Genomic DNA, 22,806 nt, shown 5'->3' with positions numbered 1-22,806 from the left:
TCACCGCCTAACCATCACCCACCACAGGCAACAACAGGAATGACACCACCCCACGGGACTTGACCACTTACGAGCGCGCAGGCAACAGCTGGCGTCAGCGCTGGTTCGAGAAGCAGCGCTCCGTTGGTCTGTGAGCTGGCTTCTGCCTCAACAAAGCCTGTAGCTCCGTATCGTCCAAGAGCAGTCGTCGTCACCGCATCAGCTGTGCCCGGAACTCTACATCGATCGCGTGCAGCGCCGGGCGCGTCTTGCCGAACGTTGCCTCACCGCGGAGAAGTCGACCGCTGGGGTCGGCGTCGTCATCGGTATAGACGGCCTCGACGCGCGTAGGCAGTGGGGCCATGTGACGTCCCAGCATGATCTGATGGAACTGCGTCGCGCCGCGGATCCCCCAGTGAACTGGGTTGCGGGTTTGCCCTGCCACTCGCGGTAGAGGAAGTCAAGCGCGTTCTTGAGTACCCCGGGGTAGCCCCTGTTGTACTGCAGGAATACGAAGAAGAAGCCGTCGTAGCTCGACACGAGTTCGCTTCACCGCCGCGTGTGATCGTGAGGATACTGCCTATAGGCCGCAGGGGTGGGCTCGTCGAGGAACGGCAGGTCGATGTTGGCTAGATCGAGGATTTCGTAGCTGATGTCGCTCAGGCGGTTCAGGGCGGTCTGAACTCAGGCGGCGACATCGAGGCTGATGCGGGCTGGGCGGGTGCTGCCGACGACGATTGCGACGCGGGGGTTTGGGCCCACGCTTCTAGGTAACAGTGCGACGGGATGCCGTGGCACGTACAGGTCGTATGTCCGATGAATCGGGACGGCGATGAGCACACCGGAGTCGTCGCTGTAGCTCGAGCCGTCAGCTCCGCAGGATCGACGTCATCTTCTTCCCGCGCGCCAGCTCGTCGACGAGCTTGTCGAGGTAGCGGATCTTCTGCATCAGCGGGTCCTCGATGTCTTCGACGCGGACGCCGCAGATGACGCCCGTGATCAGCGACGCGTTCGGGTTCATCGCCGGCGCGTGGGCGAAGAACCCCGCGAGATCGGTGCCGTCTGAACGCGCGCGCTCGAGGCCCGCGGCGTCGTACCCCGTGAGCCACTCGATCACCTCGTCGAGCTCCGCGGTCGTGTGCCCCTTCCGCTCGACCTTCTCGGCATAGAGCGGGTAGAGCCTGGCGAACTCGAGCTCGAAAACCCGATGCCCGGTCACGCGGCCCCCAGCTGCACAGAGGCGCCCGTCTCGGCTCGCGCGAGAAAGCCCGTCAGGGCATCGCGTGTCTCGATCAGGCGCGCGGCCTTGGCATCCATCTCGTCGCGGATCTCGGCCACCCGCCGCATCAGCACGCCGCAGTCCTGGCCGGCCGGGCCCGCGTCGCCCGTGCAGGGGAGCACTCTCTGGATCAGCTCCGTCGGGAAGCCCAGGTCGATGAGCGCCTTGATCGTGTCGACCGTCGCGACGGCCGAGTCGTCGAACTCGCGATACCCGTTCCCGAGCCGCGCCGACGTCAGCAGCCCGAGCTGCTCGTAATAGCGGATCGACCGAGCGCTCGCCCCGGTCCGCTCGCTCAGCTCACCGATGCGCATCCGCTCTCCCACCGACTTGACCTTGACATTGATGTCAGAGTTTACCGTCGTTCCGCGGCCGCGAGGTCGCCGAAGCGAAAGGAACGGAATGAAGGTCTTCATCACGGGCGGAACCGGCTACGTGGGCTCGGTGCTGGTCGAGCATCTCGTCGCCGCCGGCCACGAGGTCAGCGCACTGGCGCGATCCGACGCGAGCGCGGCGAAGCTCACGGCGGTCGGCGCGACCCCTGTCCGCGGCGAGCTGGCGGACGCCGGCGTGCTGCGCGCAGCCGCAGAGGCCGCCGACGCCGTGATCCACGCGGCCGTCGACTACTCGATGACGGACGAGGCGAATGCGACGGAGCTCGCCGCCGTCGCGGCGCTGGTTCAGGGCGCAGGGGTCGGGGATGCCGCAAAGCCGGTCGTCTACACGAGCACGGGCCTCGTCTACGGCTTCGGCCCCTTGCGGGACACCGCAGAAGAAGCCGAGCTTCCCGAGGCGAGCGCCCAGCCGGTCAAGGCGCAGGCAGAGCGCGTCGTGCTGGCCGCGCGAGGGATCACGCCGATCATCGTGCGTGCGGGGCTCGTCTACGGCAGGGGCGGCTCGGGGCTCATCACCGGGCTCATCGACTCCGCGGCGCAGACCGGCGCCGCGACCTACATCGACGACGGCGCGAACACGTGGCATCCGATTCACGTCGACGATCTCGCCGCGCTCTATGCGGCGGCCCTCGCGCACCCGGTGGGCGGCATCTACAACGCGGTGGGCGACGCGCCGTTCAGCTTCCGTGGGCTCGCCGAGGCGATCGCGGAGCTCACGGGGGCGCGGCCCACGTCCATCCCGCTCGCGACGGCCGAGCAGAGCTTCGGCCCGTTCGCGCAGGTGCTGAGCTCGACGAGCCGCCTCAGCGCCGAGAAGGCGCGCGCGACCTTCGGCTGGAAGCCCGCCGGCGTGCCCCTGCTCGACGATGTCCGCTCGGGAAGCTATCGCGCGCCGGAGCCGGCCTAGGGCAAAAGAATAACCGGGCCGCAGAACGCCTCTCGGCGCGAGGCCGCTCGAAGCGGCGAAAGTTGGAGCCCGGGGTTACTGCGGCCCGGCCATTCGAGTCTAACCGAGAACGCCCCCGGGGTCTTCCCGAGGGCGTTCGCGCGTAGCGGAGCGAATGCGGGCCTATCCGAAGCGGCCCGAGACGTAGTCCTCGGTCGCCTTCACCTTCGGGGTCGAGAAGATCGTCGCCGTGTCGTCGTATTCGATCAGGTGGCCCGGCTTCCCGGTGCCCGCGATGTTGAAGAACGCGGTCTTGTCGCTCACCCGGGTGGCCTGCTGCATGTTGTGGGTCACGATGACGATCGTGTACTCCTGCTTGAGGTCCTCGATGAGGTCCTCGATGGCCAGCGTCGAGATCGGGTCGAGGGCCGAGCACGGCTCGTCCATCAGCAGCACGTCGGGCTTCACCGCGATCGCGCGGGCGATGCAGAGGCGCTGCTGCTGACCGCCCGAGAGGCCTGAGCCGGGCAGGCCGAGGCGGTCCTTGACCTCTTCCCAGAGGTTCGCGCCGCGCAGCGAGGACTCGACGAGGTCGTCGGCGTCGGACTTCGAGATCCGCGTGTTGTTGAGGCGCACGCCGGCCAGGACGTTCTCGCGGATCGACATCGTCGGGAACGGGTTCGGCCGCTGGAACACCATGCCCACCTGCCGGCGCACGAGCACGGGGTCGACGCCGGGCCCGTAGAGGTCGTTGCCGTCGATGAGCACCTCGCCCTTGACGTGCGCGCCCGGGATCACCTCGTGCATCCGGTTGAGCGTGCGCAGGAACGTCGACTTGCCGCAGCCCGAGGGGCCGATGAAGGCGGTCACCGTGCGCGGTTCGATGTTGATGGAGACGCCTTCGACGGCCAGGAACTTGTCGTAGTAGACGTTGAGGTCGTTGACCTCGATGCGCTTGGACACAGGAATCCGTTTCGTTTCTCTCGGGTGACTACCGCAGGCCCTTGGGGGCGAAGATGCGGGCGACGATTCGGGCGATGAGGTTGAGGATGACCACCAGGATGACGAGCAGCAGCGCCGCACCCCACGCCGAGTCGTACGACGCCGCGATGTCGGTGCTCGGGAACTTGTAGCCTGTGTACGCCATGACGGGAAGCGTCGACATTGCGTCGTGCAGGGGGTTCGCGTTGAAGTTGTTCGTGAACGACGCGGCGATGAAGATCGGGGCCGTCTCGCCGATGACGCGGGCGATCGCGATCATCACACCCGTGATGAGGCCCGAGATGGCGGTCGGCAGCACGATGCGGGTGATCGTCACGAACTTCGTCGTGCCGAGTGCATAGGATGCCTCGCGCAGGTCGATCGAGACGAGCTTCAGCATCTCCTCGCTGCTTCTGACGACGATCGGGATCATCAGCACGCACAGCGCGATCGCCGCCGAGAGGCCGCTGAACGCCTTCGGCCCGACGATCAGCGTGAACAGCGAGAACGCGAACAGGCCGGCGACGATCGAGGGGATGCCCGTCATGACGTCGACCAGGAAGGTGACGGTCCGGTTCATCCAGGCGTTGGGGCGGCCGTACTCGACCAGGTAGATCGCGGTCAGGATGCCGATCGGGACGCTGATGACCGTCGCGATGCCGGTGATGATGAGCGTGCCGACCACGGACTGCCAGGCCCCGATGGTCGTCGTGACCTTGAGCGACACCGGGTCGAAGTGCGTGCCCCCTGTCTTGAACACGAAGCTCGGGTCGAACGCATCGTGCGCGCCGCGGGCGATCACGTCGATGAGGGTCGAGACGAGCGGCGCGAGCGCGAGCAGGAACATGATCACGACGACACCTCGCACGAGGCGGTCGACGGCCTTCCGGCGGTTCTCGGTGACGGCGGAGATGACGCCGACGGCGAGCAGGTAGACGATCGCCGCGACCACGATCCAGCCGACGATGTTGAAGCCGACGAGGGCGAACAGGACCGCGCTGACGGCGAGCGCGCCGAGCAGCGACCAGACCTCGAAGTACCGCGGCAGCTGCCCTGAGGTGAGGGCGTTGTCGACCTCGCGCTTCGGCGATGGCGCGTTGGGGACGGCGGTGGCGCTCATGAACGCGGCCCTTCGGGTCGGCTGGGCTTCGGGCCCTCTGGGTGGGCGGAGGAGGCGTGCGGGTGCAGGGCCTCGAGCGGGCCCTCGGCGTCGTCGAGGGCGATCATCGTCGACGGGTTCGTCGGGGGCAGGCGCCGTGCCTTCTTGCCACCTGTCGACTTCCCGGTGCGGCCGATGATGAAGCGCGCGGCGAAGTTCACGACCAGCGAGATGACGAAGAGCGCGAGACCGGTTCCGATCAGGGCCTGCCGCTGCAGCGTGGTCGACTCGGGGAAGTTCAGCGCGATGTTCGCGGCGATGGTCTGAGAGTTCTGGTTGTCGGTGAACCAGGTGAGGAAGAAGCCGACGGTGGGGGACATGATGAGCGCGATGGCCATCGTCTCGCCGAGCGCACGGCCGAGCCCGAGCAGCACGGCGCTCAGCATGCCGCTGCGGGCGTAGGGGAAGACGGCGAGCCGCACCGTCTCCCACTTCGTCGCACCGAGCGCCAGGGCGGCCTCTTCGTGAAGGCGCGGGGTCTGCAGGAAGATCTCGCGGGTGATCGAGGTGATGATCGGCAGGATCATGACCGCGAGCACGACGCCGCCCGCGAACATCGTCGAGCCGGTCTGGCTCAGCTCGCCGCCGAAGACCGGGAACCACCCGGCGTGGTGGTTCAACCATGCCTGGAACGGGAGCAGGAACTTGCGGACCGTGAAGATGCCCCACAGGCCGAAGATGATCGACGGCACGGCCGCCAGCAGGTCCACGAGGTACGCGAGCACCCCGGCGAGGTTGCGCGGCGCGTAGTGCGAGATGAAGAGGGCGATTCCGATAGCGACCGGGGCGCCCATGACGAGGCCGAGCAGCGAGACCCACAGCGTTCCCCAGACGAGCGGAGCGGTGTACGCCCAGAAGTTCGCGTGGTGGGCCGTGGTGCCGCCGGCGAGCTCGCCGGTCGTCCAGCTCGCGCCGATGGCGGGGGCGGAGCGGATGATCAGGAAGAGCGCCACCCCGGCCAGGATCACGATGATCAGCGCGGCCGAGCCTGTGCTCAGGAACCTGAAGATTCTGTCGCTGGGGCGTGCCCTGGCGACGATCCGACGCGGGGAGACTGCGGCGGTGGACTCAGTCACGGGGTGTTTCTCGTTCCTCGTCGGGTCGGGAGGGGGTGACGCTTTATTGTGCGACGGTCGGGCTACCAGGTGATAGCCCGACCGTCGTTCAGCGGTGCTTCCGTCGTGCGGTCTTACTTGATCAGCGCGACGGTCTTGGCGATCTCGTCCTGGATGCTGGTGGGAAGAGGCGCCGCGCCGGCGTTCTTCTCCGCGACATCCTGGCCGGTCTTGCTGCCGATGAAGCCGAGGTACGCGGCGGTCAGCTTGCCCTGCGTCGAGTCCTTGAAGGTCTTGCAGGTCACGGCGTAGGACAGCAGCGGGATCGGGTAGGCGTCGGCACCGGTGATCTTGGTGTAGTCGAGCTTCTTGGTGAGGTCGCCGTCGCCCTGCGACGCGTCCTGCGCGGCGTCGTCGAAGGCCTTGGTCGCGCCGTCGGCCGAGTAGGTCACGAAGGTGCTGCCCGAGGTGCCGGCCTGGATGTCGGCCTGCGTCGCCTTGCCGATCGAGCTCTGGTCGGCGTAGCCGATGCTGTTCGCGGTGGCGGTGACGGTGTTCACGACGCCGGAGCCGCCCTGCTGGCCCGAGCCCACGTTCGGGTACGGCCAGTCGTTGCTCGGCGCGTTGGTCCACACGCTCGGCGCGACCTGGTTGAGGTACGAGGTGAAGTTGTTGGTCGTGCCCGAGCCGTCGGAACGGTGCACGGTGGCGATCGGGCTGCTCGGCAGGTCGGCGCCCGAGTTCAGCGCCTTGATGGCCGGGTCGTTCCAGGTCTTGATGGCGCCCGAGAAGATCTTCGCGATGACCTCGGCGCTCAGGTTGAGCTTGTCGACGCCCGGAAGGTTGTAGATGACCGAGACGCCCGAGAGGTAGACGGGGATGTTGAGGCCGCCGTCGGGGCCGCAGGTGGTCTTCGCCTGAGTGAACTCGTCGGCCGAGAGCGCCGAGTCGGTGCCGGCGAAGTCGTAGCTGCCGCCGAGCCAGTTGGTGCGCCCGCCGCCCGAGCCCTGCGACTTGTCGTAGTTGATCGTGACGTTGGCGCCGAGACCCTTGAAGGCGGCGGCCCACGCGGTCTGTGCGTTGGCCTGGGCCGACGAGCCGCCGGCGGTGATGGTGCCGGAGAGCGAGCTGTAGTCGACGGTCTTGGCAGGCGACGGAGTGTTCGCCGCGCCGTCCGAGCCGCCGTTGCCGCCGCAGGCCGAGAGCGCGAGAGCGGTAGCAAGGGCGAGAGCGCCCGCAGCCGCCACGTTCTTGAGCTTCACTGTGTTCCCTTTCGGAATGGATTGTTCGCCCGCGCGGCAGAAGGACTTCGGGTGCGCGCGGAGCACGGGGTCGGTGCCGACCCGTTGGCGACGCTAAGCGGGGCGCCTGACGAGACTCTGCCGCGTGGGTAAACGAACGGTGAACGAGCATCAAACGGCGGCCGTGCGCCCCCGCCGCGGGCGCGCCGCCCTGCCCCGTCAGACCGGGTTGTGCGTCTCGAGCGCGAGGATCCCCGCCGTCGGGTGCAGACGTGACAAGTGCACGATCGTGAACGCCGCGGGCTCGAGCACCGCCGCCTCTCGCAGCTGCCAGGTGACCGGTGTGCCCGTGGCGAGGGCGAACTCGCGCAGGATGTCGGGCAGCACGGGCCGATGGCTGCACAGCACAGCGGTCTTCCCCGCAACCAGGCGCTTGGCGACGACCTCGGGCACCTGCGCGGCGCCGTCGTCCCAGGCATCCTGGCTGATGCCGGGCTCGTGGCGCGGCTTGCGGTCCAGAGCGCGCGCGAGCGGTGCGACGGTCGCGGCGCAGCGCACCGCGGGGGAGGTGATGATGCGGCGCGGCTGCCACGCCCGCACCGTCGGCACGATGTGCTGCGCCTGCAGCACCCCGCGCGAGGCGAGGGGGCGCTTCTCGTCCGATCCGGTCCACTCTGCGCGGGGCAGGGCCTTAGCGTGCCGCAGCACGATGATGCCGAACGTGGCGCCACCGGCTTTCTCGTGCAGCTGCGCGAACTCCTCGAGCAGCCTGATGTCGTGCTCGTAGCTGAGGGCGACCCTGGCCTTCGCGAGCGGCATCCAGTGCACGGCGTCGACCTCGGAGTTCGGCTTGAAGCGGGATGCCTTCGCTGCGGCTTCCGTCACCTCGGCCGTCCAGTAGTGAACGATCTTCTCGCGCCCGCTCGCGATCGTGTACTCGGTCTGCGACAACGGCATGCCGAGCGTGATCGAGAGCCCGGTCTCCTCGCGCACCTCGCGCACGGCGGTCTGCGGAAGCGTCTCGCCCGGGTCGACCTTCCCCTTCGGCAGGGTCAGGTCGTCATAGCGGGGGCGGTGGATGACGAGCACGCGGACGTCTCCGTCCACGATGCGCCAGCACACCGCACCCGCGGCGAGAACAGGCCCGTCCGTCACAGGCGAGTGGCCGAACGGGGTCGGTGCGAGATCTGGTACATGAGCCGGTTCTGCAGGTCGACGAGCGGCGCGCCCGACTCGTCGACGGAGTGCCGCGCCCACGACCCGTCGGACTCGAGCGACCACGACGACGTCTCGTCGCTCATCGCGAGGTCGAACAGCTCGGTGAGCTCGCTGATGTGCTCGGGCTTCGTGAGGCGCACGAGCGCCTCGATGCGGCGGTCGAGATTGCGGTGCATCATGTCGGCGCTGCCGATGTACATGAGCGGGTCGCCGTTGTTCTCGAAGCTGAAGATGCGCGAGTGCTCGAGGTAGCGGCCGAGGATCGAGCGCACGCGGATGTTCTCGCTGTAGCCCTCCTGCCCGGGCTTGATGCCGCAGATACCGCGCACCCAGATGTCGATCGGGACGCCGGCGCGGCTCGCCTGATAGAGCGCATCGATGATGGCCTCGTCGACCATCGAGTTGACCTTGATGCGGATGCCTGCGGGCTTGCCCGCGAGGGCGTTCTTGGTCTCCTGGGCGATGGCCTTGAGCAGCCCCTTGCGCAGGTGCAGCGGCGCGACGAGCAGCCGCTTGAACTTCTTCTCGATGGCATAGCCCGAGAGCTCGTTGAACAGGCGGGTGAGGTCTTTGCCGACCTGGTCGTCGGAGGTGAACAGGCCGAGGTCCTCGTAGACGCGGCTGGTCTTCGGGTTGTAGTTGCCCGTACCGACGTGGCTGTAGTGCTTGAGCTGCCCGCCCTCCTGCCGGATGACGAGGGCGAGCTTGCAGTGCGTCTTGAGGCCGACGAGGCCGTAGACGACGTGCACGCCCGACTTCTCGAGCTTGCGCGCCCACTCGATGTTGTTCTGCTCGTCGAAGCGCGCCTTGATCTCGACGAGGGCGAGCACCTGCTTGCCGGCCTCCGCCGCGTCGATGAGCGCCTCGACGATGGGGCTGTCGCCGCTCGTGCGGTAGAGCGTCTGCTTGATCGCGAGCACATTGGGGTCGCGCGCCGCCTGCTCGAGGAACGCCTGCACACTGGTCGCGAACGACTCGTACGGGTGGTGCACCAGCACGTCCTGGCGGCGCAGCGCGGCGAAGATGTCGGGCTTGGCGTTCGGCTCGCTCGGCTGCAGCTGGGCGGCCGTGACGGGCACGTGCGGCGGGTACTTGAGCTCGGGCCGGTCGATGCGCCCCAGGTCGAACAGGCCGCGCAGGTCGAGCGGCGCCGGCAGGCGGTAGATCTCCTGCTCGGTGATGTCGAGCTCGCGCACCAGCAGGTCGAGGGTGACGGGGTCCATGTCCTCGGTGACCTCGAGGCGGATGGGTGGCCCGAAGCGGCGCCGCAGCAGCTCCTTCTCGAGCGCCTGGATCAGGTTCTCGGTCTCGTCCTCGTCGATCTCGACGTCTTCGTTGCGGGTGACGCGGAAGATGTGGTGCTCGACGACCTCCATTCCGGCGAAGAGCTCGTCGAGCTGGTTCGCGATGAGGTCCTCAAGCAGGATGTAGCGCACCCTGTCGGAGCCGCCGCCGTCGATGCGGATGAAGCGGGGCAACACGGTGGGCACCTTGAGGCGCGCGAACTGCTCCTTCTTGGTCTTCGTGTTCCGCACGCGCACGGCCAGGTTGAGCGAGAGGCCCGAGATGTACGGGAACGGGTGCGCCGGGTCGACGGCGAGCGGCATCAGCACCGCGAAGATCTGCTTCTGGTAGAGCTCGCGCAGGGGGGCGCGCTCGTCCTCCGTGAGCTCGTCCCACGAGGCGAGCGTGATGCCCTTCTCGCGCAGCTCCTGCCCGATCTGCTGGAAGGCGCGGGCGTGGCGCAGCTGCAGCTCATGAGCCTTGGCCGAGACATCCGCCAGCACATCGGCGGGAGCCTTGCCCGTGTTCGTGGGGACGGCGAGGCCGGTCATGATGCGGCGCTTGAGGCCCGCCACGCGCACCATGAAGAACTCGTCGAGGTTGTTGGCGAAGATCGCGAGGAAGTTGGTCCGCTCGAGCAGCGGCAGCTTGGGGTCCTCGGCGAGTTCGAGCACCCGCTGGTTGAAGGCGAGCCAGCTCAGCTCGCGGTCGATGTAGCGGTCACGGGGCAGCGAGGGGTCGGACTCGGCGTTCCAGGGCTCGAAGTCGTCGTCCAGGTTGTCGCTGCCGAGCGTGTCCTCGACCAGCGTGTTCTCGCCATCCATGCGCCCTATCTTTACACCCGCCGCTAACGCGGGGTGAACGGATGCCCGGGCCGCACGGCCTTGCCGCGGGCGCTACCTCCGCCGCGCCCCGAGGCGCGTGAGGAACCGCTTCGTGCGCTCCTGCTCCGGGTGATCGAAGAACGCGTCGGGTGCCCCCTGCTCGACGATCGTTCCGGCGTCGAGGAACACGACCCGGTCGGCCACCTCGCGCGCGAAGTCCATCTCGTGCGTCGCCATCAGGATCGTCGTGCCCTGCTCCTTGAGCGAGCGCACGAGGTCGAGCACCTCGCCGACGAGTTCGGGGTCGAGAGCGCTCGTGATCTCGTCGAGCAGCAGCAGGGCCGGGTCCGTGACGAGCGCGCGCACGATCGCGACGCGCTGCTGCTGACCGCCGGAGAGGCGGTCGGGGTAGTCGCGCGCCTTGGCGCCGAGGCCGATGCGCTCGAGCAGGGCGAGGCCCTTCGCCGTGGCATCCGCCTTCGACATCCTGTGCACGTGTCGCGCGGCGAGGGTGACGTTGTCGATCACGCTGAGGTGCGGGAACAGGTTGTAGTGCTGGAAGACGACTCCGATGCGGGCGCGAACGCCGTCGGCGTCCACGCGCGGGTCGCTGATGTCCTCGCCGGCGAGCACGATCCGGCCGTCGTCGATGCGCTCGAGCAGGTTGACGCAGCGCAGCAGGGTCGACTTGCCCGAGCCGCTCGCCCCGATCAGGGCGACGACCTCGTGCTGGGCGAGTTCGAGATCGATGCCGGCGAGGACCTCGTGGTCGCCGAAGGATTTCCGGATGCCGGTGAGTGAGAGCAGGGCGCTCATACGACGCTTCCCATCTGCTCGCGGCGGGCGAGGCGGGCCGAGTACCAGTCGGTGAGGCGGATCATCGGCACGGCGAGCACGACGAAGCACAGGCCGGCCACGAGGTACGGCGTGAAGTTGTAGTTGAGGGACACCTGGATCTGCGCGGCCCGCACGGCGTCGACGGCGCCGAGCACCGAGATCAGGCCGACGTCCTTCTGCAGCGACACGAAGTCGTTCATGAGCGCGGGCGTCACCTTGCGCAGCGCCTGCGGAAGGACGACGAGCCGCAGGCTCTGCCAATAGCGCAGACCGAGCGAGCGGGCCGCGAGCCGCTGTGAGGGGTGCACCGCCTCCATGCCGGCGCGGAACACCTCGCTGACGTACGCGGTGTAGGTGATGACGAGCGCCACGGTTCCCCAGAACCCTGCGGGCATGCGCGGGAAGAACCCGAGTGCGGGGATGCCGAAGCCGACCAGGTACAGCACGATCAGCAGCGGCAGCCCGCGGAACAGGTCGGTGTAGATCGCGACGGCTGCGCGCAGCGGGAAGAACACCGCGCCGCGCAGCGTGCGCAGCGCCGCCAGCAGGATGCTGAGGACGAGCACGCACGCGGCACTCGCGAACAGCACGCGGATGTTGAGCCACAGCCCCGCGAGCACACGCGGGACCGCCCGCCAGGCCTCACCCGGGTCGAAGAACGACTGCTGGACGGAGTGCCAGCCCGGGGTCGAGACCACGCCGACCCAGATCAGCGCGGCGAAGACCAGGGTCGAGGCGATGCTGACCCAGATGGAGCGCCGCGAGCGCCGCGCTCGGTAAGCACGGCGCTCAAGCTCGAGAGCGGAGGGCGCGGTCACTTGAGGATCGGGGCGTTGCCCTGGCTGTTCAGCCACTTCTTCTCGAGCGAGGCGAGCGTGCCGTCCGCGCGGAGCGCGTCGACGGCGGCGCTGACCTTCTTCGTCAGGGCGCTGTCCTTCGGCAGCACGATGCCGAACTGGTCGCCCGTGTCGCCCTTCACGGCAGGCAGCTGCCCGGTGATCTTGCCGTCGTCGAGCTCGGCGCTCGTGACGTAGAAGCCCGTCGGAAGGTCGACCACGATCGCGTCCACCTGGCCGGCCTTGAGCGCCGTCACCGCGTCGTCGTTGCTGTTGAACACCTGCACCTGCTGGGTCGGTGCGATGTCGGCGACGGCGTCGGAGTAGCTCGTCGTTCCCGTCATGGCGCCGATGAGGTCGTCCTTGAGGTCGGCGAGGCTCGTGGCATCCGCCGCCTTGCTCGTGGCCGTCGTGATCACGACCTGGCTCGTCGTGTAGTACGGCGATGAGAAGTCGACGGCCTTCTTGCGCTCGTCGGTGATCGAGAACTGCTGCAGGTTGAGGTCGAAGTCCTTGGGGCCCGGCGCGATCGACTTGTCGAAGTCGTCGCGCACCCACACCACGTCGGACTTCGAGAAACCGAGCTTGTCGGCCACCGCGTAGGCGACAGCCGCCTCGAAGCCCTTGCCGGACTGCGGCTTGTTGTCTTCGACCCACGGCGCGTACGCGGGCTGAGAGGTCGCGATCGTGAGCTTCCCCTTGGTCACGTAGCCGTCGGAGCCGGACGAGCTGGAGGAGCCGGTGCCGCCCGAGCAGGCGGCGAGGGTGAGCGCCGCGGCGGCGGCGAGGGCGATGGCGGCGATTCGGGTGCGTGGGGGCATGGAGTAAGGATGCCGCGCCGCGCGCGCCCGTCGCGAATCGGGGTCTTCCGGTTACGCCCGGGAGTACTGCACGTGCACCGCGGCGTCGGTGAATCCGAGCCCGCGATAGAGCCGCACCGCGGCCGTGTTGTCCGACTCGACGTACAGCTCGACGGCGGTGCATCCCCGCGCGCGCAGGCGGTCGAGCCCGGCGTTCATGAGGGCGCGCCCGAGCCCCCGGCCCGCCGCTTCGGGGGCGACCCCGATGACGTAGACCTCGCCCGTGCCGCCCGGCTCGACCTTGAGCCAGTTGTAGCCGACCATGGCGCCGCGGCCGTCGCGAGCCACCAGGAAGTCGCCCGCGTCGAACCACGTCTCGGCCACGCGCTGGGCCAGGTCGTCGGCCGTCATGCCGCCCTGCTCGGGGTGCCACGCGAACACGCGCGCGTTGAGGGCGAGCCACTCGGCGTCGTCGGCGCCGGGGCGGAAGGCGCCGAGCTGCACCGACCCGTCGAGGCGGGCCCCCTCGCCCCGCTCGCCGCCGGCGGGCAGCGGCTCGAGCCGCAGCTGCAGCAGCGTGCGCGCCGCCTCGAAGCCGAAGCGCGCGGCGAGCGCCCGGGCGGCCGGGTGGTCCTCGTGCGACCACGCCGTGAGGGGGCCGTCGCCCGCGCGTGCGAGCAACTGCGCGGCGACCTCGCCGCCCAGCCCCCGTTCGCGCCACTCCTCGCGGATGTCGAGATCGAGGGCGCCGTCGCCGAGAACCGCGCTGCCGACGGCCGGCTCGTCAGGAGTCGTGCGCAGCGCGAAGAGGGCGCGGCGGCCCGCGGCGACATCGAACGCGGTCTGCTCGTCGAACGGCTCGAGCAAGGCGCCGGCGGCCGAGGCATCCGTCTCGACCAGATCGACGATCGGCCGCGTCACTGCCCGTCTTCGAAGACGTTGAAGCGGTAGCCGACGTTGCGCACGGTGCCGATCAGCGACTCGCTGTCGCCGAGCTTCGCGCGCAGGCGGCGCACGTGCACGTCGACGGTTCGGGTGCCGCCGAAGTAGTCGTAGCCCCACACCTCGGAGAGCAGCTGCTCGCGCGTGAAGACGCGGCTCGGGTGCGTGGCGAGGAAGCGCAGCAGCTCGAACTCCTTGAAGGTGAGGTCGAGCGGGCGGCCGTGCACCTTGGCCGAATAGGACGCCTCGTCGATCGTGACGCCCGAGGTCTGGATCTTGCTCGAGGTGGCGTCTGCCGTGTGCCGATCGAGCGCGAGGCGGATGCGGGCGTCGACCTCGGCGGGCCCCGCCTCGGCGAGCACCACGTCGGCCACCCCCCAGTCGGCGTTGACCGCGGGAAGCCCGCCCTCCGTCAGCACGAGCAGCACGGGCGCGGGCGACCCCGTCGTGCTCAGGATCTTGCAGAGCGCCTTGGCGCCGACCAGGTCGCGGCGGGCGTCGATGAAGATGAGGTCGCAGCTCGGCGCGTTCACGAGGGAGGCGGCTTCGGCCGGCAGCGCGCGGGCGCGATGGTTCAGCAGACCCAGGGCGGGCAGCACATCCTGATCCTGTGCGGATGTCAGGATCAGCAGCTGCGCCATACGACCTCCATGACCTTCGACGTTGATTCGGCATCCTATCCGACGCGAGGGCAGCGGATTCGCCGCGGGAAAGCGCGCACGGCGGCAGAATGGAGGCATGACGAGCGATCCGCTTCCCAAGGCTGCGGCGAAGGGCACCGTCTCTGCGGTGTGGGGCTTCGCCCTCGTGGCCGCCGTGCTGATCGGCATCTTCTCGCACCCCGACCGGGACGGCGCCTGGCTGAGCCTGTCGCTTGCGGCATCCGTCGTCATCGCCCTCTGCATCCAGCTCGCGACGCGCGAGAAGCGCGGCTTCGTGACGCGGCTCGCATCGTCCGTCAGCGGCGCGCTCGTGATCCTGGCCGTCGCAACCGGCGCGATTTACCTCATCCACTAGGCTGACCGCATGCTTGTCACGCTGGAACTCGTGTTCATCGCTCTGCTGGGCCTGGCCGGGCTGGCGATCGCGGGCACCGCGGTGCTCGTGGTCTACAACCTGTTCCGCGGCCAGCACTAGCCTCGCCATGATCGAGTTGCCCGTCGGCCTGCCGGCCGAGCTCGTCCCGCTGTCGTGGCTGATCGGCGTGTGGGAGGGCACGGGGGTGCTCGACTACAAGATCGGCGAAGACCACGTCCAGCGCGAGTTCGGCCAGCGCATCAGCTTCAGCCACGACGGCCTCTCGTACCTCAACTACAACTCCTATACGTGGGTGCTCGATGACGAGCACACGCCGCTCGTCGCCGAGACGGGCTATTGGCGCCTGTCGCGCGAGCTGACCGCGGGCGACCCCGGCCCGGGCATGCTGCCGGGTGTCGGCACGCGACCGTTCACCGACGCCGAAGCCGTCGAGACGCTGCGCAACGATGCCGGCGGGTTCGACATCGAGGTCGCGCTGGTGCACCCCGACGGCGTTTCAGAGGTGTACCTCGGGCAGGTCAAGGGGCCGCGCATCGACCTCGCGACCGATGCCGTGATGCGCACGGCCGGCGCCAAGGAGTACTCGGCCGCGACGCGCCTCTATGGGCTCGTCGAGGGCCATCTGCTGTGGGCGTGGGACATCGCGGCCCTCGGCCAGCAGCTGCGCACGCACGCCTCGGCGCGACTCGCGAAGGTGGACTGAGCGATGACCGCCCTGTTCTCGTCCCTCGACGGAGCGGTGCTCGTCGGTGACGGCCCCGACGCGGGCGCGGTGTGGCACTACGGCAACCCCGTCGGCGAGCAGCGCGCCCTCGAAGACGGCCGCGCGGTCGTCGAGCTCGCTCAGCGCGCCGTCATCACCATCGCCGGCCCCGACCGGCTCAGCTGGCTGAACTCGATCACGAGCCAGAGCCTGCTGGGGCTCGCAGAGGGCGAGTCGAGCGAGACGCTCGTGCTCGACCCCTCTGGGCGCATCGAGTTCGCCGTGCGCGTCGTCGAAGACGGCGAGCGGCTGTGGCTGATCGTCGACCGCGCAGAGGCCGCGGCGCTCGTCGATTTCCTGCAGAAGATGCGGTTCATGCTGCGCGTCGAGATCGAAGACGTGACGGATGCCTCGGCGGTGGTCGGCTCGACCGTGCCGCTGTTCTCTGTCCGCGCTGCGCGCGGGTCGATCGACGAAAGCGCAGCCGCGGCTCCCGCAGGTCGACTCGGCGCAGCGGCGGCCCCCGCAGGTCGACTCGGCGCAGCCGAATGGAGACCCGGGGACCGCACCGTCGTCTGGCATGACCCCTGGTCGCAGGTCGCGGCCGGCGGCCACCAGTACGCCGCGGCCGACCACGACTACTCGGGCTGGAGCTGGTTCGAGACGATCGTCACGCGGGAGTTCGCCGCGGGGCTCGCCGCGCGCGCGGCATCCGGCCTGGTCGCCGTCGCCGGTATCGCCGCGAGCGAGGCGCTGCGTATCGCTGCGCGCCGGCCGCGTTTCGCAACCGAGGTCGACGAGCGGTCGATCCCGCACGAGCTCGACTGGCTGCGCTCGGCCGTGCACCTGAACAAGGGGTGCTACCGCGGGCAGGAGACCATCGCGAAGGTGCACAACCTCGGCCACCCGCCGCGCCGGCTGGTGCTGCTGCACCTCGACGGCTCCGACGCCGTCCTTCCTGAGGCGGGTGCCGAGGTCGTGCAGGGCGAGGCGGTCGTCGGCCACGTGACCGCCGCCGCGCTGCATCACGAGCTCGGGCCGATCGCGCTCGCCGTGGTCAAGCGCAGCACCGACCCGGCGGCCGAGCTGCGCGTGCGCGCGGGCGGGGTCGAGATCGCTGCCGCGCAGGAGGTCATCGTGCCGCCGTCGGCCGGTGCCGCCGCAGAGGTCCCGCGGCTGCCGCGGCTCGGCGCCGTGACGCGCCAGCGCCGCGAGCACGCGGATTGATCGCACGGTGAGGGCGCGGGCGGCGGGGTGGGCCGCGGGCGGCTGGCGCCGGCTCGTCGAATCCGGGCCAGCCATCGTCCAGATCGTCGTCGCCGCGATGGCCGCCTACGCATTCGCCAGCTGGGTGCTGGGGCACCGCACGCCCCTGCTGACGATCACCGTGGCCGCGGCATCCCTCGGCTTCAAGCGCGACGCGCGCCCCGTGCGCGTGACCCGCACCGCGGTCGGAATGTCCGTCGGCATCGTGCTGTCCGAGATCGCCGTCAACCTGCTCGGCGTGGGCTTCTGGCAGGTCGCGCTGATCACGCTCGTCTCGCTCGCCGTGGCGCGCTTCGTCTCGGCCGAGCCGGGGTTCCCCGCCACGGTCCTCGTGCAGGCGGCGATCGTCGTGCTGCTGCCCTCGCCCGCGGGCGGCCCGTTCGTGCGCACCCTCGACGGCGTGATCGGCGGTGTCGCTGCGCTGCTCGCCACCGTTCTCGTGCCGCGCGACCCGCGCCGCGAGGCGGGCCGGGCTGCGACCACGTCGATCGACGCGTTCCAGGCGGTGCTGCGCATGCTCATCGTCGCGCTGCGCGGCGGCGACTCTGCCGTCTCGGCGCAGGCGCTCGACCTCGCGCGCACGTCGCAGGGGCCGACGGATGCCTGGGCCGAGAGCCTCGAGTCGGCGCTCTCGGTCGCCCGCATCTCGCCGTTCCTGCGGCGCTACCTGCCCGAGCTGCAGTCGCAGCAGTCGCTGCAGCGCTCGATGGACCTCGCCTGGCGCAACCTGCGCGTCGTCGCCCGGCGGGCGGACTACCTGCTGCGGGACGGCGAGCCTCGACCCGCGATCGCGGACGCCGTCGGCCAGCTCGAGACCGGCACCGAGCTGCTGCGCGAGAGCTTCGCCACGATCGAGCACCTGCCGGCCGCGCGGGCCGCGTTCGTCGCGGTCGTGCGCCGGCTCGACCCCGAGGACGTGATGCCGAGCGGCACGGCGCGCGACAAGGGGCTCGTGCTCGCCCTGCATCCGCTGCTCGTCGACCTGCTCTGCGCGACCGGCATGCCGCAGGCCGAGGCGCAGCGCCTGCTGCCTGCGGTCTAGCGGGGCGCGACCGATTCCCAGGGCACGGTCACCTCGCCGAGCCGCCAGCGGGCGACGCCGCCGATGACCGGCCAGCCCGCCTCTCGCACGGCGCGGACGGTCGCGATCCAGCGCTGCCGCTCGCCGTAGGGCGCGAGAACGGATGCCTTGCGCCACGCGTCCTCGAGGCCCGAGAGCCACTCGTGCACCCGCTCGCCGGGGACGTTGCGGTGGATCAGCGCCTTCGGCAGCCGCTCGGCGACGATCGTGGGCGATTCGAGGCCGGCAAGGCGCAGCGAGACCGTGAAGCGCTCGGGCCCGTCGGGGGAGAGATCGACCCACGAGCACACGCGCCCGAGCTCATCGCAGGTGCCCTCGACGAGCAGCCCGCCCGGGGCGAGCCGTGCGCGCATGCGCGCCCACGCGTCAGCGACGTCGCCCTCGCCGTACTGGCGCAGCACGTTGAAGGCGCGGATGACCGTAGCCTGCTCGCCACCCGGGAGCGGCACCTCGAAGCCGCCGCGCGCGAACTCGACCCGCATCGCCGGGTCGAAGGGGGTGCGACCCGCGTGCACCGCGGCGAGCTGCTGCCGCGCGACGGTCACCCGGCCGGGGTCGATCTCAAGTCCGATCAGCCGGGCGTCCGCCCGCACGGTCGCGAGCCTCGTCCACAGCTCGAAGGCCGTCACCCCGCTGGCGCCGAAGCCGAGGTCGACGACCAGCGGAGCCGCGGCTTTCGCGAATTCCGGCCGGTGTGCGATCCAACGGTCGACGCGGCGCAGGCGATTGGTGTTCGTCGTGCCCCTCGTCACCGACCCGACCGGCTTGGAGACGGGGATCGAACGGGGCATGTGACCAGTATTCCCGGCGGGGCGCCGCCGATAGGCTGGGGGCATGAGCGACGCCCCCTACACCCTCATCCTCCTGCGCCACGGCCAGAGCGAATGGAACGCCACGAACCAGTTCACCGGCTGGGTCGACGTGCGGCTCACCGAGCAGGGAGTCGCCGAGGCGCGGCACGCCGGCGAGCTGCTCAAGCAGGCCGGGCTCGCCCCCGACATCCTCTACACCTCGCTCCTGTCCCGCGCGATCCAGACCGCGAATCACGCACTCGACGTGGCCGATCTGCTCTGGATCCCCGTGAAGCGCAGCTGGCGTCTCAACGAGCGCCACTACGGCGCCCTGCAGGGCAAGGACAAGGCGCAGACGCTCGAGGCGTTCGGCGAGGAGCAGTTCATGATCTGGCGCCGCAGCTTCGACGTGCCGCCGCCCCCGCTCGCCGACGACGACCAGTACTCGCAGGTCGGCGACCCCCGCTACGCGGGCATCGACGGCGAGATCCCGCGCACCGAGGCCCTCTCGAACGTCATCGACCGCTTCCTGCCGTACTGGCACAGCGACATCACGGCCTCGCTCGCCGAGGGGAAGACCGTGCTCGTCACCGCGCACGGCAACTCCCTGCGGGCGCTCGTGAAGCACCTCGACGGCATCAGCGACGCAGACATCGCGGCGCTCAACATCCCCACGGGCATCCCGCTCGTCTACAAGCTCGGCGCCGACTTCATGCCGCTCGGCCCGGGCGAGTACCTCGACCCCGAGGCCGCCGCGGCCGGCGCCGCGGCCGTCGCAGCCCAGGGCAAGAAGTAGCAGGCGACGTACGAAGAAGGGGCCCCGCTCGGGGCCCCTTCTTCGTACGTCTGCCGCGTCTGCTCAGGCTTCCTCAGGCACCCAGTCGCCGGTCGCCAGGTACTGCACCTTCTTCGCGATCGACGCCGCGTGGTCGCCGAAGCGCTCGAGGAAGCGAGACGCGAGGGTCACATCGACGGTCTGCTCGGCCTCGCCCTTCCACTCGGGGCTGAGCACGGTCGCGAAGACACCGGCGTGAAGCGCGTCGACCGCGTCGTCGCCCTGGATGAGCTGCTCGGCCAGCTCGACGTCCTGGGTGCGCAGCAGCTGGGCGAGCAGCTCGGCGATGTGGATGTCGTGGGCGGTCATCTGGGTGAAGGTGTCGCGCAGCGAGTCGGGGGCGACGTGCTCGGGGAAGCGGCGGCGCGCGAGCTGCGCGATGTGCCGGGCGAGGTCGCCCATGCGCTCGAGTGAGGCGCTCATGCGCAGCGCGCTCACGACGATGCGCAGATCGCGGGCGACGGGGCTCTGCCGGTAGAGGATCTCGATCGCCAGCTCGTCGAGCTCGACCGCGAGCTCGTCGATGTTGGGGTCGGCCGCGATCACCTTGTCGGCGAGCGCCACGTCGGCGGCGTTGAACGCCGTGGTGGCATCGCGGATCGAGTCGAGGACGAGTTCCGCGATCTCGACGAGGCGATCCTGCACATCGGCGAGTTCCTGCTGAAAGACTGCGCGCATCGGGTTCGTGCTTCCTTGTGATCTTCGTGAGCACATGACGGTCGCCGCCGGGGCGGCCGCAACGTTGCCATCTTCACGGGGACTGGTGAACGAGCGGTTCCTGGTTCCTGAACAATCTCTAAAGTACCCGCCGCCCACCCCGGCCAGACGGCCGCCGCGGCGATCCGGGCGCGTGCGGCCTATATACGCTTGGCTCCATGCACTACTCCAGCTGGTTGGTGCTGGTGGCGCTGCTCTCGGGAATCGTCATCGGCGGCGGGTTCGTCGTCATTCTGTTCTTGTCCATCAGCCGCAGCCGACAGGCCGTCCAAGTGAGTAGCAATACCGTCCCAGACGGCGTCGACCAGATCCTCGACGCGATGGATTCGGCGGGCATCGTCGTCGACGCATCCCTCAACGTCGTCAAGGCGACCGCGAAGGCCTTCGCCCTTGCGCTCGTCTCCAACGCACGCCTGACCTACCCCGAGCTCATCGACTTCGCGGAGCGCGTGCGCCGCACGGGCACGCTCATCGACGAGGAGGTCGATCTGCAGCGCGGGCGCTTCAAAGACGCGGGCATCCGAGTGCACGTGCGCGCGTCGCTGCTCGGCAGCCGGTTCGTCCTGCTGCTCGTCGAGGATCGCACAGAGGGCTACAGGCTCGAGGCGGTGCGCCGCGACTTCGTGGCCAACATCAGCCATGAGCTCAAGACGCCCATCGGGGCGATCGGCCTGCTGTCCGAAGCGCTGCACACCGCGGCCGACGACCCCGAGCAGGTGCGCATGTTCGCAGACCGCCTGAACGCCGAGTCCTTGCGCATCGCCCGCCTCACCCAGGACATCATCGAGCTCTCCCGGCTGCAGGCGGTCGACGCGGTCGCGAACGCCGAGCGGGTCGAGATCGACCACATCATCGCCGCCGCGGTCGACCAGAACCGGGTCGGCGCCGACGCCCACGCGATCGAGCTGGTGGTCGGGGCGCCCACCGGCGCGAGCGTCTACGGCGACGCGAAGCTGCTCATCACCGCCGTCGACAACCTCATCTCCAACGCCATCCGCTACTCGCCGGACGGCTCGCGCGTCGGCGTCGGCGCCCGCGCGGCCGACGGCGTCGTCGAGATCGCGGTCACAGACCAGGGCGAGGGCATCCCCGAGGCCGACCAGGAGCGCATCTTCGAGCGCTTCTTCCGCGTCGACCAGGCGCGCAGCCGCACGACGGGCGGCACCGGGCTCGGCCTTTCCATCGTCAAGCACGCTGTGCAGAATCACGGGGGAGACGTGCGCGTGTGGTCGCAGCCCGGTATGGGCTCGACCTTCACGATCCGCCTCCCCGAGGCCGACGAGCCGGGGTCCGCGCTGCGGGCGACGGCCAGCTCGGCCGCCTCACCTCAAGGAGAACAGAACCAGTGACCCGCCTGCTGCTCGTCGAGGACGAGCCGTCGCTCTCGGCCCCGCTCGCCTTCCTGCTGCGCCGCGAGGGCTACGAGGTCGACATCGCCGAGACCGGCCCGGACGCGCTCAGCGCGTTCGAGCGCGACGGAGCCGACCTCATCCTGCTCGACCTGATGCTTCCGGGGATGCCCGGGACCGAGGTCTGCCGTGAGGTGCGCGCCCACTCCAACGTGCCGATCATCATGCTCACCGCGAAGGACTCCGAAGTCGATATCGTCGTCGGGCTCGAGCTCGGCGCCGACGACTACGTCACCAAGCCGTATTCGAGTCGCGAGCTGCTCGCCCGCATCCGCGCCGTGCTGCGGCGCCGCGTCGAGCCCGAGCTCGTCGACGACGGCGTGCTCGAGGTCGGCGATGTGCGCATGGACGTCGATCGGCACACGGTCGCCGTGAAGGGCGTCGACACACCGATGCCGCTCAAAGAGTTCGAGCTGCTCGAGCTCCTGCTGCGCAACGCGGGCCGGGTGCTCACGCGCGGCCAGCTCATCGACCGCGTCTGGGGAAGCGACTACTTCGGCGACACGAAGACGCTCGACGTGCATATCAAGCGCATCCGCAGTCGCATCGAGCCGAATCCGTCCGAGCCGCGCATGCTCGTCACCGTGCGCGGGCTCGGCTATCGCTTCGAGAGCGAATAGCGCGGGCGCGGACATGACGAGGGGCGGATGCCGCAGCATCCGCCCCTCGTCATGAATCGTGCCGCGATCAGCCGGCGGTGGTCGTCGGGTTCGGCGTCGCCGTGTCGGTCGGAACCGAGGTGCCGGCGGGCGTCGAGGTCTCCGTCGGAACCGGGGTCGGCGTCAGCGTCGAGTTGACCTTGAAGTCGCCCGTCAGCACCGGCAGGTTGAGCGTCACGCCCGTCTTGTCGCCGTAGGTGAAGAACACCGGCACGAGCGAGCCCTTCGAGACGGTCAGGTCGTTCCACTGCAGCGTCTGCTCGGGGCCGAGGATGGTCAGCTCGTCCTGGCTGACGTGGAGGCTCTTCGTGTCGTCGGCGTTGGCCTTCGGCTGGATCGTCATGGTCTGCCCAGAGTCGCCCTTGTTGACGAAGGTGGCGATCAGCGCGACCTGCTGGCCCTGGGCGACGAGGTACGCGTTGCGGATGTGCACGTCGCCGACCGTGCCCTCGACACCGAAGGAGGTGCTCTGCGTGATGCGGGTCGTCTCCTGCGGGGCGAGCAGGTTGCAGCCGGCCGTTCCGATGACGACGCCGGCGGCGAGGACGACGGATGCTGCGAAACGCACCTTCACCAAGAACCTCCGTGTGT

At 69.5% G+C, this 22,806-nt stretch carries 25 protein-coding genes; 8 read left to right on the top strand and 17 right to left on the bottom strand.

What is annotated here, in order from left to right:
- Window positions 1–216: 216 nt before the first annotated feature.
- The 3 genes from ABD716_RS16370 to ABD716_RS03210 all read right to left on the bottom strand — a co-directional run bounded on the left by ABD716_RS16370 (window position 217) and on the right by ABD716_RS03210 (window position 1,584).
- Entirely contained in the window at window positions 217–519 is a 303-nt protein-coding gene (locus ABD716_RS16370; RefSeq protein WP_425553372.1) for an NADPH-dependent FMN reductase, read from the bottom strand.
- A gap of 328 nt (window positions 520–847) precedes the next feature.
- A complete protein-coding gene (locus tag ABD716_RS03215; protein WP_344773736.1) occupies window positions 848–1,198 on the bottom strand; it encodes a DUF2200 domain-containing protein in 351 nt (116 codons plus the stop codon).
- A complete protein-coding gene (locus tag ABD716_RS03210; protein WP_344773734.1) occupies window positions 1,195–1,584 on the bottom strand; it encodes a MerR family transcriptional regulator in 390 nt (129 codons plus the stop codon). The genes ABD716_RS03215 and ABD716_RS03210 overlap by 4 nt, the downstream gene beginning before the upstream one ends.
- 76 nt (window positions 1,585–1,660) lie before the next feature.
- Between ABD716_RS03210 and ABD716_RS03205 the strand changes: the two genes are divergently transcribed.
- Entirely contained in the window at window positions 1,661–2,560 is a 900-nt protein-coding gene (locus tag ABD716_RS03205) for an NAD-dependent epimerase/dehydratase family protein (protein ID WP_344773732.1), read from the top strand.
- A 162-nt stretch (window positions 2,561–2,722) separates the two neighbouring features.
- Here ABD716_RS03205 and pstB read toward each other — a convergent pair whose 3' ends face one another.
- From pstB to ABD716_RS03150, 11 genes are all read right to left on the bottom strand, one after another.
- A complete protein-coding gene (pstB, locus tag ABD716_RS03200) occupies window positions 2,723–3,502 on the bottom strand; it encodes a phosphate ABC transporter ATP-binding protein PstB (RefSeq protein ID WP_344773729.1) in 780 nt (259 codons plus the stop codon).
- 28 nt (window positions 3,503–3,530) lie between these two features.
- Entirely contained in the window at window positions 3,531–4,640 is a 1,110-nt protein-coding gene (gene pstA / locus ABD716_RS03195) for a phosphate ABC transporter permease PstA (RefSeq protein WP_344773727.1), read from the bottom strand.
- Window positions 4,637–5,755 (bottom strand): phosphate ABC transporter permease subunit PstC, encoded by a 1,119-nt coding sequence (pstC, locus tag ABD716_RS03190; protein ID WP_344773725.1) that lies wholly within the window; start codon window positions 5,753–5,755, stop codon window positions 4,637–4,639. Before pstC ends, pstA begins: the two co-directional genes overlap by 4 nt.
- A gap of 113 nt (window positions 5,756–5,868) precedes the next feature.
- A complete protein-coding gene (locus ABD716_RS03185; protein ID WP_344773723.1) occupies window positions 5,869–6,996 on the bottom strand; it encodes a phosphate ABC transporter substrate-binding protein PstS in 1,128 nt (375 codons plus the stop codon).
- 198 nt (window positions 6,997–7,194) lie between these two features.
- Window positions 7,195–8,097, bottom strand: a complete 903-nt coding sequence (locus tag ABD716_RS03180) for an NUDIX hydrolase (RefSeq protein ID WP_344773746.1) — start codon at window positions 8,095–8,097, stop codon at window positions 7,195–7,197.
- A 29-nt stretch (window positions 8,098–8,126) separates the two neighbouring features.
- Entirely contained in the window at window positions 8,127–10,301 is a 2,175-nt protein-coding gene (locus ABD716_RS03175; protein ID WP_344773721.1) for an RNA degradosome polyphosphate kinase, read from the bottom strand.
- Window positions 10,302–10,373: 72 nt separating this feature from the next.
- Complete coding sequence (locus ABD716_RS03170) at window positions 10,374–11,117, bottom strand: amino acid ABC transporter ATP-binding protein (RefSeq protein WP_344773719.1); 744 nt, start codon at window positions 11,115–11,117, stop codon at window positions 10,374–10,376.
- Entirely contained in the window at window positions 11,114–11,956 is an 843-nt protein-coding gene (locus ABD716_RS03165) for an amino acid ABC transporter permease (RefSeq protein ID WP_344773717.1), read from the bottom strand. The genes ABD716_RS03170 and ABD716_RS03165 overlap by 4 nt, the downstream gene beginning before the upstream one ends.
- Entirely contained in the window at window positions 11,953–12,795 is an 843-nt protein-coding gene (locus ABD716_RS03160) for an ABC transporter substrate-binding protein (RefSeq protein ID WP_344773715.1), read from the bottom strand. Before ABD716_RS03160 ends, ABD716_RS03165 begins: the two co-directional genes overlap by 4 nt.
- A 51-nt stretch (window positions 12,796–12,846) precedes the next feature.
- Window positions 12,847–13,695 (bottom strand): mycothiol synthase, encoded by an 849-nt coding sequence (gene mshD, locus ABD716_RS03155; protein WP_344773713.1) that lies wholly within the window; start codon window positions 13,693–13,695, stop codon window positions 12,847–12,849.
- Complete coding sequence (locus ABD716_RS03150) at window positions 13,692–14,357, bottom strand: response regulator transcription factor (protein ID WP_344773711.1); 666 nt, start codon at window positions 14,355–14,357, stop codon at window positions 13,692–13,694. Before ABD716_RS03150 ends, mshD begins: the two co-directional genes overlap by 4 nt.
- Before the next feature lie 97 nt (window positions 14,358–14,454).
- Here ABD716_RS03150 and ABD716_RS03145 point away from each other — a divergent pair, with 97 nt between their 5' ends.
- From ABD716_RS03145 to ABD716_RS03130, 4 genes are all read left to right on the top strand, one after another.
- Entirely contained in the window at window positions 14,455–14,733 is a 279-nt protein-coding gene (locus tag ABD716_RS03145; protein WP_344773709.1) for a hypothetical protein, read from the top strand.
- Window positions 14,734–14,860: 127 nt separating this feature from the next.
- Window positions 14,861–15,457 (top strand): heme-binding beta-barrel domain-containing protein, encoded by a 597-nt coding sequence (locus ABD716_RS03140; RefSeq protein WP_344773707.1) that lies wholly within the window; start codon window positions 14,861–14,863, stop codon window positions 15,455–15,457.
- A 3-nt stretch (window positions 15,458–15,460) separates the two neighbouring features.
- Window positions 15,461–16,684 (top strand): CAF17-like 4Fe-4S cluster assembly/insertion protein YgfZ, encoded by a 1,224-nt coding sequence (ygfZ, locus tag ABD716_RS03135; protein WP_344773705.1) that lies wholly within the window; start codon window positions 15,461–15,463, stop codon window positions 16,682–16,684.
- Window positions 16,685–16,691: 7 nt separating this feature from the next.
- Window positions 16,692–17,765, top strand: coding sequence for an FUSC family protein (locus ABD716_RS03130; protein ID WP_344773703.1), 1,074 nt, complete (start codon window positions 16,692–16,694; stop codon window positions 17,763–17,765).
- Here the strand turns inward: ABD716_RS03130 and ABD716_RS03125 are convergent.
- Entirely contained in the window at window positions 17,762–18,595 is an 834-nt protein-coding gene (locus tag ABD716_RS03125; RefSeq protein ID WP_344773701.1) for a class I SAM-dependent methyltransferase, read from the bottom strand. The genes ABD716_RS03130 and ABD716_RS03125 overlap by 4 nt on opposite strands.
- Before the next feature lie 43 nt (window positions 18,596–18,638).
- Here ABD716_RS03125 and ABD716_RS03120 point away from each other — a divergent pair, with 43 nt between their 5' ends.
- The gene (locus ABD716_RS03120) at window positions 18,639–19,391 is read left to right on the top strand and encodes a phosphoglyceromutase (protein WP_344773699.1); all 753 of its coding nucleotides are present in this window, start codon (window positions 18,639–18,641) and stop codon (window positions 19,389–19,391) included.
- 63 nt (window positions 19,392–19,454) lie between these two features.
- Here the strand turns inward: ABD716_RS03120 and phoU are convergent, their stop codons facing one another.
- The gene (gene phoU / locus ABD716_RS03115) at window positions 19,455–20,108 is read right to left on the bottom strand and encodes a phosphate signaling complex protein PhoU (RefSeq protein WP_344773697.1); all 654 of its coding nucleotides are present in this window, start codon (window positions 20,106–20,108) and stop codon (window positions 19,455–19,457) included.
- A 197-nt stretch (window positions 20,109–20,305) separates the two neighbouring features.
- Between phoU and ABD716_RS03110 the strand changes: the two genes are divergently transcribed.
- Both ABD716_RS03110 and ABD716_RS03105 read left to right on the top strand, forming a co-directional pair.
- Window positions 20,306–21,496 (top strand): sensor histidine kinase, encoded by a 1,191-nt coding sequence (locus ABD716_RS03110; RefSeq protein WP_344773695.1) that lies wholly within the window; start codon window positions 20,306–20,308, stop codon window positions 21,494–21,496.
- Window positions 21,493–22,176 (top strand): response regulator, encoded by a 684-nt coding sequence (locus ABD716_RS03105; protein ID WP_344773692.1) that lies wholly within the window; start codon window positions 21,493–21,495, stop codon window positions 22,174–22,176. The genes ABD716_RS03110 and ABD716_RS03105 overlap by 4 nt, the downstream gene beginning before the upstream one ends.
- A 67-nt stretch (window positions 22,177–22,243) precedes the next feature.
- Here ABD716_RS03105 and ABD716_RS03100 read toward each other — a convergent pair whose 3' ends face one another.
- Complete coding sequence (locus ABD716_RS03100) at window positions 22,244–22,789, bottom strand: hypothetical protein (RefSeq protein WP_344773690.1); 546 nt, start codon at window positions 22,787–22,789, stop codon at window positions 22,244–22,246.
- Window positions 22,790–22,806 lie beyond the last annotated feature (17 nt).

The organism is Gryllotalpicola kribbensis (genome assembly GCF_039538245.1).
In the GTDB taxonomy this organism is placed as follows: domain Bacteria; phylum Actinomycetota; class Actinomycetes; order Actinomycetales; family Microbacteriaceae; genus Gryllotalpicola; species Gryllotalpicola kribbensis.
Note: the sequence above shows the minus strand (reverse complement) of the source record. Positions and strands in the feature narration are given on the sequence as shown.

Coding starts and splice junctions, on each gene's coding strand:
- ABD716_RS03170 (WP_344773719.1), bottom strand. CDS start 11,117: ATGAGCGCCCTGCTCTCACTCACCGGCATCCGGAAATCCTTCGGCGAC.
- ABD716_RS03150 (WP_344773711.1), bottom strand. CDS start 14,357: ATGGCGCAGCTGCTGATCCTGACATCCGCACAGGATCAGGATGTGCTG.
- ABD716_RS03125 (WP_344773701.1), bottom strand. CDS start 18,595: ATGCCCCGTTCGATCCCCGTCTCCAAGCCGGTCGGGTCGGTGACGAGG.
- ABD716_RS03205 (WP_344773732.1), top strand. CDS start 1,661: ATGAAGGTCTTCATCACGGGCGGAACCGGCTACGTGGGCTCGGTGCTG.
- ABD716_RS03145 (WP_344773709.1), top strand. CDS start 14,455: ATGACGAGCGATCCGCTTCCCAAGGCTGCGGCGAAGGGCACCGTCTCT.
- ygfZ (WP_344773705.1), top strand. CDS start 15,461: ATGACCGCCCTGTTCTCGTCCCTCGACGGAGCGGTGCTCGTCGGTGAC.
- pstA (WP_344773727.1), bottom strand. CDS start 4,640: ATGAGCGCCACCGCCGTCCCCAACGCGCCATCGCCGAAGCGCGAGGTC.
- ABD716_RS03120 (WP_344773699.1), top strand. CDS start 18,639: ATGAGCGACGCCCCCTACACCCTCATCCTCCTGCGCCACGGCCAGAGC.
- ABD716_RS03140 (WP_344773707.1), top strand. CDS start 14,861: ATGATCGAGTTGCCCGTCGGCCTGCCGGCCGAGCTCGTCCCGCTGTCG.
- ABD716_RS03175 (WP_344773721.1), bottom strand. CDS start 10,301: ATGGATGGCGAGAACACGCTGGTCGAGGACACGCTCGGCAGCGACAAC.
- ABD716_RS03160 (WP_344773715.1), bottom strand. CDS start 12,795: ATGCCCCCACGCACCCGAATCGCCGCCATCGCCCTCGCCGCCGCCGCG.
- phoU (WP_344773697.1), bottom strand. CDS start 20,108: ATGCGCGCAGTCTTTCAGCAGGAACTCGCCGATGTGCAGGATCGCCTC.
- ABD716_RS03110 (WP_344773695.1), top strand. CDS start 20,306: ATGCACTACTCCAGCTGGTTGGTGCTGGTGGCGCTGCTCTCGGGAATC.